This window comes from Maribacter arcticus (assembly GCF_900167935.1).
GTDB lineage: Bacteria > Bacteroidota > Bacteroidia > Flavobacteriales > Flavobacteriaceae > Maribacter > Maribacter arcticus.
The window spans coordinates 381,897-398,345 of record NZ_FUYL01000001.1 but is presented as its reverse complement, the minus strand read 5'-3'; the positions used below and the strand labels follow the sequence as shown (position 1 = coordinate 398,345).

The following is a 16,449-nucleotide window of genomic DNA, read 5'->3' as shown; positions in this document are numbered from 1 at the left end:
TTACTTAGTATTTTAAGAATTATGCCCTATTTTTGGAAGCTTAATTACTACTCAATTGAAAACCACTATTTTAGTTCATTGCCCGGATCAATCTGGTATAATAAGTACAGTTACCGGATTTATTCATAGAAATCACGGCAACATAGTTTATCTAGACCAGCACGTTGATAAACCTGCCGATGTATTTTTCATGCGTATCGTTATTGAATTTGCAGACACCTTTTCTAACCTCGACCATTTTAAATCATTATTTCAAGAAGAATTAGCTTCGCCTTATACGATGGAATGGAGCTTACATACCGATGATAAATTACCCAAAATGGCAATTTTCGTCTCTAAATACAACCATTGTTTATATGACTTATTAAGTAGGTATCGTTCAGGTGAATTAGCAGTTGAAATACCTTTTGTTCTAAGCAATCATACTGATTTAAAGCATATTGCAGACCAATTTGAAATTCCATTTTTTCACATTCCATTTAATAAGCAAAATAGAGTTGAGGCAGAAAAAGAACAATTGGTATTGCTTGAAAAATATGAAATTGATTTCATTGTTCTCGCACGGTATATGCAAATTGTAAGTGGTAATCTTATTAGTAAATTCCCAAATAGAATTATAAATATACATCACTCATTTTTACCTGCGTTTGCTGGCGCGAAACCTTATCACGCAGCATTTAAGAGAGGAGTAAAGATAATTGGCGCTACTAGCCATTATGTAACAGAGGAGTTAGATGAAGGTCCAATTATTGAACAGGATGTTACTACGGTAACCCACTCTCACTCAATCGAAGATTTTATAACTAAAGGTAGAGACTTAGAGAAAATTGTACTTTCTAGAGGAGTAAAACTTCATATTGCTCGAAAAACAATGGTATACAACAATAAAACCGTTATTTTCTCGTAAGCTATGTAAGACCTTAATAATATAATGATGATAAAAAAAATAAGCTTAATTTTTAGTGTGTTCCTCGTAATTTCTTGTACCGAACTTCAACAAGTAGTGAACCAAATACCGGGATCTACAAGTACTGGTTTAAGCAATGAAGCTATTGCAAATGGACTAAAAGAAGCACTTGATCAGGGAATCGAAAAACAAGTAAGTAAACTAACCAAGACCGATGGATTTTATAAAAATGATTTGGTCAAAATTCTGATGCCTGAAGAATTACAAAAAGTAGATAAAACTTTACGAGATATCGGATTAGGAAGCCTAGCTGATGAAGGTCTAAAAGTTTTAAATCGTGCTGCAGAAGATGCAGTATCTGAAGCAACTCCAATATTCGTTAATGCAGTAAAGGAAATGTCTTTCGCTGATGCTAAGAATATTCTTTTAGGAGACAATAATGCTGCTACTACATATTTGGAAACCAAAACAAATACTGCTTTATACGATAAATTCAACCCTATCATTAATGCATCATTTAAAAAAGTAGGTGCTGATGAAATATGGAGTACCATAATTTCAAAGTACAACGCAATTCCTTTGACCAACAATGTAAATCCTGATTTAACCGACTACGTAACCGAAGAAGCCCTTTCTGGTGTTTATAAAATGATTGCATTAGAAGAGGAAGAAATTAGAACTAAGTTATCATCAAGAACAACTGATGTTCTTAAAAAAGTATTCGCTCTTCAGGATAAAAAATAGTTTTTTAACATTTTGAACAATAACTTAATAAGTTATGCGTTAAAATTTAAACAGAACATTACATTAAAGCATTCATTTTCAATTTTTTGAGTTAGTTATTTTGAGTTAGTTAGTTAAAAACCGGTGGGAGCACCGGTTTTTTGTATTTAGTTTTCATTTTGGTTTAACATTTTATTTTTTGTTAAATTGAAGTGTGCTAATCTAGCAATGAAACTATCACAATGAGAAATTTAAGAATATTAATCACATTCTTGTTTCTAAGCAATTACATTTATCCTATAATTCCTCTTAGGCAAAATGAAATTCATACAAGTCCACAAACTAGCGCTAGTAACATATTATTAAAAATTGATTCTATACTAAAAAGGGATTTTTATTTAAATGCAGTTAAAACCCATGAAATAGTTTTAACAGGTAAAGCGACTGCCAAGTGCCAAAATTCTATAAGAGGCTGTAATTACAAACTTAATTTTTACTTAATTTTTCATGGTCAAATACTTAATGACCTCATCATTAAAAAACTTAGGCTGTTCTACATTAACTACATGGCCACAATTCTCAACCACTAAAAGCTTCGAATTTTGATGAAGGTCAACAATCTTTCGAATACTTGGAAGAAATAAATAATCTTCTTCTCCCATTACATATAGTGTAGGTATTTTAATATCGGCCGCTCTAAAGAAACGTAGTAAAGGGTTTATTTCTGAAGTAAGTTTAAACCAACGTATAAATTCTTTTTGATAAAGCTTTTTAGCTTCTCGAACAAAAAGAGAACGAGATTCTTTATGATTCTTATTTGGCATTATTATAAATGCAAAAAACTTATACAACCATAGGTAAGGAATAATAGTTTTAAAAATTATACCAAGTTTCATGAGTATTTGTGAACGCAGGTTTAATTTCATAATAGCACCACCCATGACCATACTCGCTACTCGCTCTGGATGCAATTCAGCGAGATTACGTATTAAAATAGTACCGAGAGATATTCCTACGAAGTGCGATTTTTCAATATTTTCAAAATCTATGACCTCAACTATATCATTGGTAATGACATCAAATGTATATTTCTCATCAAATACATTTTTAAGATTTGGCTTAGAATTTCCATGTCCCCTTAAATCTAAGAGTAACACATTAAAATGCTTTTTAAACTCACGAATCTGTTTGAACCATATAGAAGAACTGCCACCTGCACCATGTACAAAAGTGACCCAAACAGGTGAAGCCTTATGTTTATAAGTTATATAATGAAGCAAATTAAAATCCCTTTAGAACAAGTTAATTTACAATGTATCAATTCTTTTTCAAATTCTAATTAGCATAATTGAATATTGCCAAAAATGTGCATGTTTTTAGAGTTTTGATTACATAAGTGTTAAAAAAAAGACAAATTACCTAATAATTAGTTGTATTGCCCAACATGCTGACGTCCAAAAATTGAAACTGCCCGTATATTTGTAAGAACTTAATTATAGTAGTATGGAAAAGCAATATTGTAAAGTAGGAACAGTGAAACCAATAGCGGCAAATGCTGATATTATCACATTATTAGAATATCAATATCAAAATTTTATTGATAAAGCTTCAAACATGCAATCTAATAACCAATTAGGAGAGTTTTTCGAACAGAAGGCGCAAAAAATTAAGAAAACATTAGAGAATCTAGTTTAATCTAGATAGTTCTTTTTCCATTGCTATTTGTAATTCCTTGGCTTTAGTTTTGGCCGCTTCAGCATAATCACGCAGATTAGATGCATAGATAATTCCGCGAGAAGAATTGATTAATAGACCAATGTCTTTGGTCATACCACAAGCACATACATCTTCTAAGCTTCCACCTTGCGCTCCTACACCTGGTACAAGTAAAAAACTATTAGGTACAATTTCACGTATTTCCTTAAGATACTTAGCCTTTGTAGCGCCTACCACATACATCAAATTCTCAGAACCTTTGTAAGTTGTAGAAACTGACAATACTTCTTTATAAAGTTCTTTACCATCAATTTTTTTGGTTTGGAAATCAAAAGCCCCCTCATTTGAAGTTAGTGCCAATAGAATGGTATGTTTATCCTTAAATTCTAAAAATGGCTCTACAGAATCTCTTCCCATATAAGGAGCAATAGTGATGGAATCAAAATTAAGATCTTCAAAAAATGCTTTAGCATATCTTGTTGATGTATTGCCTATATCACCCCTCTTAGCGTCAGCAATCGTAAAAATATCAGGATAGTTAGTATTTAAATACTCTATCGTTTTTCTAAGTGACGACCAACCCTTTACTCCATAAGCCTCATAAAATGCAATATTTGGCTTATAGGCTACACATAAATCATGTGTGGCATCAATTATTGCTTTGTTAAAAGAAAATATTGGATCCTCCTCATCTAATAAAAACGATGGAATTTTTTCTAAATCTGTATCTAATCCGATACATAAAAAAGATTTTTTTTTGCGTATTTGGTCTACTAACTCTTGAGTGGTCATAATTTAAAAAATCTCAGAGGCTTCCCTCAATTTCTCAGTATTTTCAACAAAACTCAATTCATCAATTATTCTTTGTACATCTCCATCTATTATATTCGACAAATCGTACAACGTAAGACCAATACGGTGATCAGTAACTCGACCTTGTGGATAATTGTATGTTCTAATTTTCGCAGAACGGTCACCACTACTAACTTGAGAATTTCGCTTTGCTGCATCTGCCTCCTGCTTCTTAGCTAACTCCATGTCATACAATCGAGATCGTAAAACTCTAAATGCCTTATCCTTATTCTTATGTTGCGATTTCTGATCTTGACATTGCGCCACTAATCCGGTAGGTATGTGGGTTAGTCGAACTGCAGAATATGTTGTATTCACCGATTGGCCACCTGGCCCTGATGAACAGAAAAAGTCAATACGAACATCTTTAGGGTCTATTTGAACATCAAATTCCTCAGCTTCTGGTAAAACCATAACCGTAGCAGCGCTTGTATGCACTCTACCTTGTGTCTCGGTTTGAGGAACACGTTGTACACGATGAACACCTGCTTCAAACTTCAAGGTTCCGTAAACATCAGTTCCTGAAACTTCAAACTGTATTTCTTTATATCCTCCACTTGTACCTTCGCTAAGGTCAATAACATTAGTCTTCCATCCTTTAGATTCACAATATTTCGTATACATTCTAAAGAGATCGCCAGCAAAAATACTGGCTTCGTCCCCGCCGGTTCCTGCTCGAATTTCAACTACTACATCCTTCGCATCTTCAGGATCTTTAGGAATCAACATGAGTTTAATATCCTCTTCTAATTTAGGCAGACCTCCTTTAGCCTCTTCCATTTGCATTTTTGCCATCTCTAGCATCTCAGCATCACTACCATCAGCAATTATTTCCTCTGCTTCGGCTATATTATTGGTAAGCTCTAAATATTCAGCACGCTTATCCATTAAATTTTTCAGGTCCTTATACTCCTTTGTGAGTTTAACATAACGTTCCTGATCAGTAATTATATCTGGCTGAATTATAAGGTCTGAAACCTCATCAAAACGTTGTTTTACGATGTTTAACTTGTCTATCATATGCTTACTTCACTTGTACCGCAAATTTACGATAAATTTACAGACGCCCTAGAGGGATTATTAGTGTAAGGTGTAAAATTATTGAAGGTGACAAGAATTAAAGGTATCTCTCTAATTAAGAATTATACCATTACTTTTATACATTTTATTGTTAGTATCAACTATGATTACTTCAGTGTCTCCCAATTGATTTATCAATGCTAGACCAGCATCTAAACCCATAACAAAGATTGATGTAGCCAATGCATCTGAAAGCTCTGCACTTTTGGCAAATACAGTTACACTATTAATACCTGTGGATGGAAAACCCGTCTTAGGGTTTAATACATGAGTAAACTTTTCATCGTTCACCAACATAAAATTAGCATCGCCGCCAGAAGTCGCTACCGAAGACTCTAATATTGGAAGCCAAGAAAACAAACCACCTTGTCGTTCAGGATTTACGATACCGATTAGCCATTTATCACCAGTGGCCTTAGTACCCCAAGTGGTAATATCTCCATCTAAATTTATAATACCAGCCTTCACATCTTTTGACACTAGCAAAGCCTTTGCTTTATCTGCAGCAAACCCCTTGCCTATACCGCCAAAAGATATTCGCGTACCCTTTTTATTAAGATAAACCGTTTGATCTTTACTATTCAATATAATATTCTTATACCCAATTCTATCAACAGCTTGTTTAACCTCAAGTTTATTAGGCAACGAACTCATAGAACCATCGAACTTCCAAATGTCTTCTAATGCTGTATAAGTAATATCAAAAGCTCCGTTAGTAATTTCAGAAATTTGAATAGATCTTTCTATAAGTTTATAAAGCTCCCAACTAACAGGTACGGGTTTAATTCCTGCATTTTTATTGATAAGACTAGTTTCAGAAGCCTCATCCCATGAAGAAATTAATTTTTCAATTCTTTGAACCTCAGCCAAGGCTTCTTGTATATAAATATACCCCAGTTCTTCATCGACAGCAATGACAGTTATATCAAAACCACCACCCATGACCTCAAATGTTTTTTTGACCGTAACGTACTTTTCCCCTTGACCCACTGCAATGCAGGTCATAAGGCAGAAAAATAAAACATAAATCTTTTTCACTTACTTTCTCTATTTAGAGATAAACATTGGTATAAAGAATAATAAGTTAGGTTGTTGTAATTGAGGTAGAAAATTTATTCGAAAACCCTTAATATTGAACCCTCAAGAGAGGTGTTATATATTTTTAAAGCTTTTGAAGTACTATTCGGAATCTCATTTAAAGGTGTGCCATTTTGTGAAAATCTAGAACCATGTACATTACAGTAAAAGATACCACCATCTTGATTTACAAAACGAACTTGATCATATTGCTCATGGCTACAAATTTGAGTAGCAGCAACAAATTCACCTTCTAAATTCTTAACGACTACAACAAGATTTTTTAAAATGAATCCGCCATTATTGGCCAATTTTGCTGCTTCAGAAGAATTAAGGTCAATGGTAAAATCTACATTTGCAGGTGGTGTAACTATCTCCCCTTCAATTTCACTGTCTTTTGAACAGCTGCCTAAACAAGGAAAAGTTATTGCAAAAGCTGCACCAGCACCGAGAGTTCGTAAGAATTTTTTTCTTTCCATAGCAAAATAGGTATATAATCAAGAACGATATATTTACACTATTCGTATGTACTAATACACAAAGGTTCCGTGGGTACTTGAAATTGTTAGCTTTTTTGAATCTGACGCTTCTACCCTACCAACAATTTGAGCATCTACACCAAAACTTTTAGCTATCTCAATAATATCTTCTGCAATTTCTTCAGTTAGATAAAACTCTAATCGATGACCACAATTAAAAACCTTATACATCTCTTTCCAATCAGTACCAGATTGCTCTTGTATCAATTTAAAAAGTGGCGGCACCTCGAATAAATTATCTTTTACAATGTGTAGTTCATCAATGAAATGCAAAATTTTTGTTTGGGCTCCTCCACTACAATGAATCATACCATGAATTTCATCGGAATTATATTTTGACAATATTTTTTTAACGATTGGTGCGTAAGTTCTTGTTGGCGAAAGCACCAACTTACCTGCATTTATAGGAGAATTTTCAACCTTATCGGTCAACTTCACAGTTCCTGAATACACTAAATCTTTTGGGACTTCTGCATCAAAACTCTCAGGAAATTTCTCTGCTAAATAATTCGAAAACACATCATGGCGAGCAGATGTTAGCCCGTTACTTCCCATGCCTCCATTATACTCTTTCTCGTAATTAGATTGACCAAAAGAAGCCAAACCAACGATAACATCACCAGCTTTTATATTTGCATTATCAATAACATCAGACCTTTTCAATCTAGCCGTTACTGTAGAATCAACAATTATAGTTCTTACCAAATCACCCACATCAGCAGTTTCTCCACCAGTAGAATGAATGGTAATGCCGAACTCACCTAAATCGTTGATTAATTCTTCTGTACCATTTATAATAGCCGAAAGCACTTCACCTGGTATTTTATTCTTATTCCTCCCTATGGTAGAGGAAAGCATAATATTATCTGTCGCACCTACACAAATTAAGTCATCGATATTCATGATAAGCGCATCTTGCGCTATACCTTTCCAAACCGAGATATCACCTGTTTCTTTCCAATACATATAGGCTAAAGAAGATTTTGTACCTGCACCATCTGCATGCATTACCAAACAATAATCTTCATCTCCCGTAAGATAATCGGGAACTATTTTACAAAAAGCCTTTGGAAAAAGACCTTTATCGATATTCTTAATTGCATTGTGAACATCTTCTTTTGAGGCAGAAACTCCTCTTTGCTGATATCTTTCGCTGCTCGATGTGGACATAACTTTAATTTGTGGCAAAAATAAGAGAATCATTAAAACTGTAACCCCTCAACCGATTAATATTCCGCTATTTTCTATAATTAGAAATAAGTACTTACTTAATAAATAGTAATTCTCGATATTTAGTCAATGGCCATAACTGATTATCCATTAATTTTTCAAGCTTATCGCTATGCAATCTTATTTCAGAAAAATATGGTTTCACATTATTACAATATGCTTCCGCTTTCTTTTTAGTATCCTTCAAAGCATTTGCCTTTTTTCGTGCATCTGTCATAGCATCAACCATTTTTTTAATACTGACAATGTGTTCGGCTATTTCTTCTATCATGGTCAATTGACCTTCAGAGAATTTTTTATGAGCGGCACCGTAAATTTCCTTTAAACCTGATACATTTTTAATCAATATATTTTGATAGGCTATTGCTGCAGGTATAATATACCCATAGACCAATTCATTATAAACCCTACCCTCTATTTGGGTATGCAGTATATAATTCTCTAAATCGACTTCTTGTCGTGCACGAACCTCAACTTCGCTCATCACTTTCATAGATTGAAAAAGTGCTAAACTTTCTTTCGAAGTTAATACGTTAAGAGCTTCAGGTGTATTCCTATTATTACTTAATTTTCGTCGCTTAGCCTCACTCTCCCATTCTGCACTATACCCATCACCATCGAAACGTATACGTTTTGATGTTTTAATATATTCTCGAAGTACATTAAAAATCGCTTCATCTTTTTTCAACGCTTTTTTATCTATCAATGCGTCAACTTCCTTTTTAAAATCTTTCAGCTGTTTTGCAACTATAGTATTTAAAATGGTCATTGGCTTGGCACAGTTTGTTTTAGCCCCTACGCCACGCATTTCAAATTTATTACCCGTAAAAGCAAAAGGCGATGTTCTATTACGATCCGTATTATCCATTAAAATCTCAGGAATTTTACCGACCACATTTAACTTTAATTCCGTCTTCTCTTCTGGTGATAATTTTCCTTTCGATACTCCTTCAAGCTCATCTAGCACACTACTTAATTGCGTACCGACAAAAATTGAAAAAATGGCCGGTGGCGCTTCATTTGCACCCAATCGATAATCATTACCCGCCGATGCTATTGAAGAGCGCAAAAGTTCTTCATAGGTATCAACAGCTTTTATCGTATTTATAAAGAAGGTGAGGAACTGTAAATTTTTCATCGGCGTAGAACCCGGACTCAACAGATTAACTCCCGTATCGGTTGCCAATGACCAATTGTTATGTTTACCAGAACCATTTATTCCTGCAAATGGTTTTTCATGAAACAATACCATAAAGTGGTGTTTATCAGCAATCTTGTCCATCACATCCATAAGTAAAAGGTTGTGGTCAATAGCAAGGTTTGCTTCTTCAAAAACAGGCGCCAATTCAAATTGATTAGGTGCTACCTCATTATGTCTTGTTTTAACTGGTATGCCCAATTTGGTACATTCTTTTTCCAAATCGCTCATAAAACTAAGTACACGACTTGGTATTACTCCGAAATAATGATCATCTAACTGCTGACCCTTTGCAGGTGTTTCACCCACCAAAGTGCGACCAGTCATCATAATATCTGGTCTAGAATGCGCGAGAGCCTTATCAATCAAGAAATATTCTTGCTCCCAACCTAAGGTGGCATTCACTTTAGAAACATTCTTATCAAAGTATTTCGCAACAGCTGTAGCAGCATCATCAACGGCACTCAACGCTCTTAACAACGGAGCTTTATTATCTAATGCCTCACCCGTATACGAAACAAAAATAGTAGGTATACATAATGTGGTACCATAAATAAAAGCGGGTGATGAGGGATCCCAAGCGGTATAACCTCGGGCTTCAAATGTATTTCGAATTCCACCACTAGGAAAACTAGAGGCATCTGGTTCTTGCTGAACTAACTGCCCTCCTCCAAATTTTTCTAAAGCAGTACCATCTGGCAATAAATCAAAAAAGGCATCATGCTTCTCAGCGGTAGAACCAGTTAATGGTTGAAACCAATGCGTATAGTGTGTAGCACCCATCGATATAGCCCAACCTTTTATGGCTTCGGCAACCTGATCTGCTATTTTACGGTCAATCTTAGAACCTGAAACCATAGCTCCTTTCAAACTTTCTAATGCATCTTTAGTAAGATATTGTAACATCTTACTTTCATTAAAAACATTAATTCCGAATAACTCAGATCGCCTTCCTTTTTCCTCTATAGCGATACTATTTCTTGTCTGACTTTGGGCAATTGCCGCGAATCTTGATGATACCATATGCAAATACATTATTAATTCAACAAAATTACGTTCAATAAATATAAATATGACAAAATACCCGATAAAAAACAGGGGTAGATAACAATTAATTTAATTTTTAAAGATTTACCCCCTCAAAAATTCATATGAAATGATAAAAAACATATTTTTGCTTGTCTTTTATTCAAAAAAAATATAACTATTATATTATGAGCAAAACAAAATTAGAATACATCTGGTTAGATGGATATTTTCCAACCCAAAACATGAGAAGCAAGACCAAAGTGGTTAATGACTTTGGTGGTAAATTAGAAGATTGCGAAATGTGGTCTTTTGATGGAAGTTCAACACGACAAGCTGAAGGTGGTTCTTCTGACTGTTTGCTTAAGCCAGTTGCTATTTTTCCAGATCCTGCAAGAAAGGACGGATTTTTAGTAATGACTGAAGTTTTAAATGCAGACGGAACTCCGCATGTATCAAACGGAAGAGCTACTATAGAAGATGAAGACAATGATTTTTGGTTCGGTTTCGAGCAAGAATACTTTATCATGGATACCAAAACACAATTACCTTTAGGTTTCCCTATTGGTGGTTATCCTGCTCCACAAGGTATGTACTACTGTTCTGTTGGAGGGTTACATACCCACGGAAGAGATTTAGTTGAAGAGCACGCTGATCTTTGTATCGCTGCCGGACTTAACTTTGAAGGGATTAACCAAGAGGTAGCTTCTGGTCAATGGGAATTTCAATTGTTCGCTAAAGGCGCTAAATTAGCTGGCGACGAAATGTGGGTTGCACGCTACCTATTAGACAGACTTACGGAATCTTTTGGATACTATATTGAATACCATCCAAAACCATTAGGTAAGGAATTGGATTGGAACGGTTCTGGTATGCACGCAAACTTCTCTAACACTACGTTAAGAACTTGTGGTTCTAGAGAAATTTATGAAAAAATTTGTGAAGCTTTCAGACCAGTTGTTAAAGAACACATCTCAGTTTACGGTGAGTTTAACGACCAACGTTTAACCGGACTTCACGAAACTGCTTCAATTACAGATTTTAGTTATGGTATTTCTGATAGAGGTGCTTCAATTAGAATCCCAATCATTACCGTTCAAAAAGGATGGAAAGGTTGGTTAGAAGACAGAAGACCTGCTTCTAATGGTGATCCTTATAAAATTGCTGGTAGAATTATTAAAACCGTTAAATCGGCTAAGATTTAATACCAAATTAATTGTTGATTATACTAAAACGCCTTGGATTACTCCAAGGCGTTTTTTATTGCTTAGTATTTTGAAGAGGAGTATTCATCCAGTAGTCCTTAAAACTATCACCTTCGTTAATTGGCTGGAGTTTATTAAAAATTGGTTTTCTTTTATCCATATAAAGGCTATCAGTGGGCAAACTTATTATTTCTAGCTGTAATTTTTGCACAAAAAACTCTCTGAATTGTTTTCTGTTTTCATACCAATTCTCATTAATTATATTCCCATCAATATCTTTTAATTTTTTCAAGTTCAACTTTAAATTTTTGTTATTGATTTTCTGTTGTTCTCCTAGAGATTTTATCTCCGTAATCATTTCTAGCGTATTTTCATTTTCCAAATCTGGATATAACAGTACTTCATTACCAATTAACACCAATCTTTTTATTTTTATCTTCTCACCATTAAACTTCGCATTGTAATTGGATTTTCTAAGTGCAGAACTCTCTTCCAAAGTATTAGTGAACTTCAGTATAAAACAATTCCTATGTAGATTCAATATAACATTCTCAAGCTTCAATTTTGGTTCTTTAGCTATCTTAAAAGCGTTATCCATTGAATGATAACTAAGATACATTTTACCGTTTTGCCGAATATATTCAACTTTGGTTTTCAACAATATTTTTTTCTCACCCTCATTTTTTCCAATCGCAACCTTATCATATATGACATAATCAAAACCCTGTATGGCAAAATCATCCTTCATGATATACATATGGCCTTTTACATCTATTTTATCATCCATGGTAATATTATCATCCATAACTTTAAATGAAATATGATATAGCACAATCCCATCGACGATAACATCATCTTCTTTGTAGAAAATATGATTATCAGCAAAGTCACTTTCTAACTTATTTACAAAATCAAAAGAATTGATTTGATAGTTTCTAATTGGATTATGTATTCTTAGAATGGTATATTCATTACCTCCGTAACTGTCCAAAAAAGCTTTTGATATGGTTTTTGTTTTGTTCTTATAATCATATGGTCTTTGTCCTACAGTATCAATGGGAAAATCATTGTTACTATGATATTCTAAAATTCTAACTTTTGAAGTTTCAAAATCGGAACCTTTAACCCCTTGGTCATATATTTGGAATATTGCCTCATTAAGATTGGTATAATTATCATTTTTAAGTTGATAATCTCTATAATAGCCAACATAAGAATATGGTTTTTGAGGTAAATTGACTGAGAGGTTTTTAATTGACTTATAAATTATCTGCTTCGCTGTGAGTTCTTTTTTTCTAGTTCTTTTTTCACTAACCACAACTTCATCTAATTCAAACAAAGCAGCTTTCATTTTAATTAACTCTATTAAGCCATTTTTAAAGTTTGACAACGAAACAACTCTTGTTTCATAGCCCATAGAGGATATTTCAAGGTACTCACCGCTACTTTTAAATCTGACTGGAATTTTAAAGCTTCCATCAGCATTGGAAATTACACCCAATGCTTTATCCTTAATCCTCACCGTGGCAAATACCACAGGTTCTAGAGTTATGGAATCAATCAATTGACCTGAAATAAATTCAGTTTCTTGTGTATAACCTATTAAACCTATAAACCCAAAAAAAAAAGAAAAAAATGCAACGTAGGTCATACATACTTTTTAGTATTTATTATCCAATTGTAACGTACACAAAGGCTAAGTAGATTCCTACAAGAATTATGCCATCTCTCCACCCCAAACGCAGCCCTTTTGGTATAAATACCAAAGGCAGAATGAGAAAGGAAATACCCAACATCCAAAAAATATCGTTGGTCAATAAACCCTGATCCATAACTCGTATCGGGGTAATTATTGAGGTAATACCCAATACCGCTAGCAGATTAAAGATATTAGACCCTATTAAGTTTCCTAATGAAATAGCCTTTTCCTTTTTTATCACCGCTATTACCGATGCCGCTAATTCAGGAATACTAGTACCTATAGATACAATTGTTATTGCAATTACACGCTCACTTACACCAAATACAGTAGCCATACCAACTGCACCACTAATCAATAATTCTGAACCACCCCAAAGAGCACCCCCACCTAAACCTAAAAAAAGTGCGGTTTTATATGTTGGCATCATAACATCAGGTTCGTCATCTTCATCAATTACAGCCGGTTTTTGAAAACGCAATAGATACACTAAGAATAAGAAAAGAAAAATTACCATGGTAATACCTTCGTACTTCTCTAGAACTCCGTCAAAATAGATAAAGAAGAAAAAGAGTAATGAGGCTAACATCATCACCGGCCAATTAGTTGTGTAAAAGTTTTTATTAACATCAATAGGACTTAATAAAATTGTTATCGCTAGCACCAATCCTAAATTGGCAATATTAGATCCTACTACATTACCTAAAGCTAAATCTGGGAAACCATCTAATGCGGCATTTATACTAACAATTAATTCTGGTGCTGAGGTAGCGAAAGAAACGACTGTCATACCTATTACAATCTTCGGAATCTTTAATTTCAGCGATAAATCTACAGCAGCTTTTAAAAGCCAATTCCCCCCGGCTATCAATAAAAAAAGTCCCCCAAGTATAAAAAGAAAGTTCTGCATGAAATGAATTTACACAAATATAAATAGAAGAAATCTGTTTGTATTCATCAATCGAGATAATAGATAACTAAAATTATAGTTAAATAACTATTTTTATAGTTTTAAAACTATAAAAATAGTTTACATTAGCCAATGTAAAACACACCATGGAAAAATTAACTAACAAAGAAGAGGAAATAATGAAAATTCTTTGGCGACTAAAAAAAGCCTTTGTCAAAGAAATAATGGAGGAAATTTCTGCGCACAAACCACATTACAATACACTATCTACTATTGTACGTAATTTAGAGGAAAAGAACTTCGTGGGTTTTACAGCCTATGGAAAAACACATCAATATCATCCGATAGTGAGTAAAGAGAGTTATTACAAGGCTTATGTAAATGAAGATATGGTAGGGTATTTTGATAATTCTTATAAGAATTTAGTATCATTTTTTGCCAAGGAGGAAAAAATTTCCGTCGAAGAATTAAAGGAAATCATTTCGCTAATAGAAAACAACAAATAGATGGAAGCACTATTCTACTATATATTAAAAGTTAGTTCTGTTCTACTTCTATTTTTCATATGTTATTAACTAGTATTAAGGAAAGAAACATTATTTCAGTTCAATAGATTATTTCTTCTTAGTGGACTTATACTTTCGATACTATTCCCATTATTTTATATAACGAATACTATTAACGCCCCTATATTTGATTTGACAGCTGCCAACGCAGCTATACCCGCACTTTCTGAACCCTCAACCATTAATGCCTTAAATCCTTATTCATTTATAATAACACTATATCTGATTGGGGTCTTCATTTTATTCATCAAATTATTTCGACAAGGCCTAGATTTAAAGAGAGTACTTAATACGGGTGAGCGTGTAAAATTAACGGCAACAGTTCACATTAAAACTAAGGTCACTATACAACCTTTCTCATTTTTCAACAATATCGTTTACAATCCTTCATTACACTCAGAAAAAGAATTAGAAGCCATAGTAGCTCACGAAGAAGTTCACGCCGCACAATTTCATTCTTTAGATATTATATTGATGGAAGTTTTTTTAATACTACAATGGTTTAATCCTATTGCATGGTTGTATCGAATAGCGGTTAAACAAAATTTAGAATTTCTTGCCGATACAGAAAATCAACAAATCAAAGCCAATAAAAAAGCATATCAATATATCCTACTACTTAGGGCAGTCGGTAATCATCATCTATCAATCGTAAATCCATTTTTTAATTCATTAATCAAAAAACGAATCGTTATGATTAATCAACAAAAATCACACAAATTAAAAGCATTAAAAAGTTTATTCATTCTGCCATTGTTAGCCTTCTTTCTGATAAGTTTCAATGTAAGGGAAGTTTATTCCTATAACATTAAATCTCAATCCGATTCTACACAAAACAACATAGAACTACTTATAGATAAAAATACTTCAGATTCACAATTGTTGAAAATTAAGGCAGATTTAGCAAAGGAAAAATTTGATTTTTCATATACTACAGTAAGAAATAAAGATGGAGAAATAAAAAACATATCTATTGAAATTTCTGGCGGAAATAAGAAACATGGAGAAGTAAGTAGCAGATTTAATTCTGCCTCAGACAATGACACCATTGATCCCACATATATTTTAATTGATATCGACAAGAATAGTATATCATTTAGAAACTCAGATGTCAGTAATAAAGTAACCAAAATAAAAAAGTCTAAATCTGACAACAATAAGCAAATTTCTATCACTACTTCTTCTGCTGAGGACTACGACGTTAAAATAGTAGAAGCAGAAGGCAATGGATTTATGTTTATCACTACAGATGGTAATGAAGAACCCTTATTTTATATTGACGGAGAAAAAAGCGATGCCAAGGCCATAAATAACTTAGATGAGAGTACTATTAAATCAATGAATGTTATAAAAGGTGACAAGGCTATTGAAAAATATGGGAAAGAAGCTAAGCATGGAGTAATTGAAATAATAACAAAAAAATAATCCGATATAAATATCTTAGGGATTAACTTTAATCTAAATCTGGTGTATCTATAACATCGGATTTTTTGATTTTAATGATGAAATAGCCTTTTTAGTCAATTTGATCAATGAAAAGCCCCTTACAATTTAAAAAATACTCAAATAAGCCCCTACATTTATTACATAATACAACTAATAAACAATATTTAATTATAATATAAAACTTAATCGTAGAACTCAAGTTTTATATTGAAATAAAAATCACTAATTAACTTACAGTTATGTAATTGATTACACTAATTTAACAAGTTTTATTT

15 protein-coding genes are annotated in these 16,449 nt (G+C 33.3%); 6 read left to right on the top strand and 9 right to left on the bottom strand.

From position 1 onward, the window contains the following. The first annotated feature begins 55 nt into the window (after positions 1–55). A complete protein-coding gene (purU, locus tag B5X55_RS01790) occupies positions 56–907 on the top strand; it encodes a formyltetrahydrofolate deformylase (RefSeq protein ID WP_079510775.1) in 852 nt (283 codons plus the stop codon). Between the two features lie 27 nt (positions 908–934). Then, entirely contained in the window at positions 935–1,651 is a 717-nt protein-coding gene (locus B5X55_RS01785; protein WP_079510773.1) for a DUF4197 domain-containing protein, read from the top strand. Positions 1,652–2,127: 476 nt separating this feature from the next. Here the strand turns inward: B5X55_RS01785 and B5X55_RS01780 are convergent, their stop codons facing one another. Beyond that, positions 2,128–2,910 carry an alpha/beta fold hydrolase gene (locus tag B5X55_RS01780; protein ID WP_079510771.1) on the bottom strand — a complete coding sequence of 261 codons (783 nt, stop codon included), beginning with the start codon at positions 2,908–2,910 and terminating at the stop codon, positions 2,128–2,130. 223 nt (positions 2,911–3,133) lie between these two features. Between B5X55_RS01780 and B5X55_RS01775 the strand changes: the two genes are divergently transcribed. Beyond that, the gene (locus tag B5X55_RS01775) at positions 3,134–3,325 is read left to right on the top strand and encodes a hypothetical protein (RefSeq protein WP_079510769.1); all 192 of its coding nucleotides are present in this window, start codon (positions 3,134–3,136) and stop codon (positions 3,323–3,325) included. On the opposite strand, the gene pyrF is transcribed toward B5X55_RS01775, so the two are convergent. The 6 genes from pyrF to B5X55_RS01745 form a co-directional block, all read right to left on the bottom strand. Then, the gene (gene pyrF / locus B5X55_RS01770) at positions 3,317–4,138 is read right to left on the bottom strand and encodes an orotidine-5'-phosphate decarboxylase (RefSeq protein ID WP_079510767.1); all 822 of its coding nucleotides are present in this window, start codon (positions 4,136–4,138) and stop codon (positions 3,317–3,319) included. The two genes, B5X55_RS01775 and pyrF, sit on opposite strands and share 9 nt — an antisense overlap. Before the next feature lie 3 nt (positions 4,139–4,141). Next, on the bottom strand, positions 4,142–5,218 hold the full coding sequence (prfA, locus tag B5X55_RS01765; RefSeq protein ID WP_079510765.1) for a peptide chain release factor 1: 1,077 nt from the start codon (positions 5,216–5,218) through the stop codon (positions 4,142–4,144). Positions 5,219–5,329: 111 nt separating this feature from the next. Continuing rightward, positions 5,330–6,316 (bottom strand): FAD:protein FMN transferase, encoded by a 987-nt coding sequence (locus tag B5X55_RS01760; protein ID WP_234999640.1) that lies wholly within the window; start codon positions 6,314–6,316, stop codon positions 5,330–5,332. A gap of 74 nt (positions 6,317–6,390) precedes the next feature. Beyond that, positions 6,391–6,834 (bottom strand): QcrA and Rieske domain-containing protein, encoded by a 444-nt coding sequence (locus tag B5X55_RS01755; RefSeq protein WP_079510761.1) that lies wholly within the window; start codon positions 6,832–6,834, stop codon positions 6,391–6,393. Between the two features lie 51 nt (positions 6,835–6,885). Beyond that, the gene (locus B5X55_RS01750; RefSeq protein ID WP_079510759.1) at positions 6,886–8,064 is read right to left on the bottom strand and encodes an AIR synthase related protein; all 1,179 of its coding nucleotides are present in this window, start codon (positions 8,062–8,064) and stop codon (positions 6,886–6,888) included. A 94-nt stretch (positions 8,065–8,158) separates the two neighbouring features. Then, complete coding sequence (locus tag B5X55_RS01745; protein WP_079511085.1) at positions 8,159–10,345, bottom strand: glutamine synthetase III family protein; 2,187 nt, start codon at positions 10,343–10,345, stop codon at positions 8,159–8,161. Positions 10,346–10,536: 191 nt separating this feature from the next. Here B5X55_RS01745 and B5X55_RS01740 point away from each other — a divergent pair, with 191 nt between their 5' ends. After that, positions 10,537–11,553 carry a glutamine synthetase beta-grasp domain-containing protein gene (locus B5X55_RS01740; protein WP_079510757.1) on the top strand — a complete coding sequence of 339 codons (1,017 nt, stop codon included), beginning with the start codon at positions 10,537–10,539 and terminating at the stop codon, positions 11,551–11,553. A 55-nt stretch (positions 11,554–11,608) separates the two neighbouring features. On the opposite strand, the gene B5X55_RS01735 is transcribed toward B5X55_RS01740, so the two are convergent. Together B5X55_RS01735 and B5X55_RS01730 are read right to left on the bottom strand one after the other, a co-directional pair. Next, positions 11,609–13,204, bottom strand: coding sequence for a carboxypeptidase-like regulatory domain-containing protein (locus B5X55_RS01735; RefSeq protein WP_079510755.1), 1,596 nt, complete (start codon positions 13,202–13,204; stop codon positions 11,609–11,611). Between the two features lie 19 nt (positions 13,205–13,223). Then, positions 13,224–14,162: a calcium/sodium antiporter gene (locus B5X55_RS01730; protein WP_079510753.1), complete on the bottom strand. Its 939-nt coding sequence runs from the start codon at positions 14,160–14,162 to the stop codon at positions 13,224–13,226. Positions 14,163–14,308: 146 nt separating this feature from the next. Here B5X55_RS01730 and B5X55_RS01725 point away from each other — a divergent pair, with 146 nt between their 5' ends. Together B5X55_RS01725 and B5X55_RS01720 are read left to right on the top strand one after the other, a co-directional pair. Further along, positions 14,309–14,668: a BlaI/MecI/CopY family transcriptional regulator gene (locus B5X55_RS01725; RefSeq protein ID WP_079510751.1), complete on the top strand. Its 360-nt coding sequence runs from the start codon at positions 14,309–14,311 to the stop codon at positions 14,666–14,668. A gap of 192 nt (positions 14,669–14,860) precedes the next feature. Further along, positions 14,861–16,153 (top strand): M56 family metallopeptidase, encoded by a 1,293-nt coding sequence (locus B5X55_RS01720; protein WP_159447512.1) that lies wholly within the window; start codon positions 14,861–14,863, stop codon positions 16,151–16,153. The last annotated feature ends 296 nt before the right edge of the window (positions 16,154–16,449 follow it).

Excerpts from the sequence above, each read along its gene's own strand:
- B5X55_RS01750 (WP_079510759.1), bottom strand. The coding sequence starts at position 8,064 with ATGTCCACATCGAGCAGCGAAAGATATCAGCAAAGAGGAGTTTCTGCC.
- pyrF (WP_079510767.1), bottom strand. The coding sequence starts at position 4,138 with ATGACCACTCAAGAGTTAGTAGACCAAATACGCAAAAAAAAATCTTTT.
- B5X55_RS01735 (WP_079510755.1), bottom strand. The coding sequence starts at position 13,204 with ATGACCTACGTTGCATTTTTTTCTTTTTTTTTTGGGTTTATAGGTTTA.
- B5X55_RS01755 (WP_079510761.1), bottom strand. The coding sequence starts at position 6,834 with ATGGAAAGAAAAAAATTCTTACGAACTCTCGGTGCTGGTGCAGCTTTT.
- prfA (WP_079510765.1), bottom strand. The coding sequence starts at position 5,218 with ATGATAGACAAGTTAAACATCGTAAAACAACGTTTTGATGAGGTTTCA.
- B5X55_RS01745 (WP_079511085.1), bottom strand. The coding sequence starts at position 10,345 with ATGGTATCATCAAGATTCGCGGCAATTGCCCAAAGTCAGACAAGAAAT.
- B5X55_RS01725 (WP_079510751.1), top strand. The coding sequence starts at position 14,309 with ATGGAAAAATTAACTAACAAAGAAGAGGAAATAATGAAAATTCTTTGG.
- B5X55_RS01740 (WP_079510757.1), top strand. The coding sequence starts at position 10,537 with ATGAGCAAAACAAAATTAGAATACATCTGGTTAGATGGATATTTTCCA.
- B5X55_RS01785 (WP_079510773.1), top strand. The coding sequence starts at position 935 with ATGATAAAAAAAATAAGCTTAATTTTTAGTGTGTTCCTCGTAATTTCT.
- B5X55_RS01775 (WP_079510769.1), top strand. The coding sequence starts at position 3,134 with ATGGAAAAGCAATATTGTAAAGTAGGAACAGTGAAACCAATAGCGGCA.
- B5X55_RS01730 (WP_079510753.1), bottom strand. The coding sequence starts at position 14,162 with ATGCAGAACTTTCTTTTTATACTTGGGGGACTTTTTTTATTGATAGCC.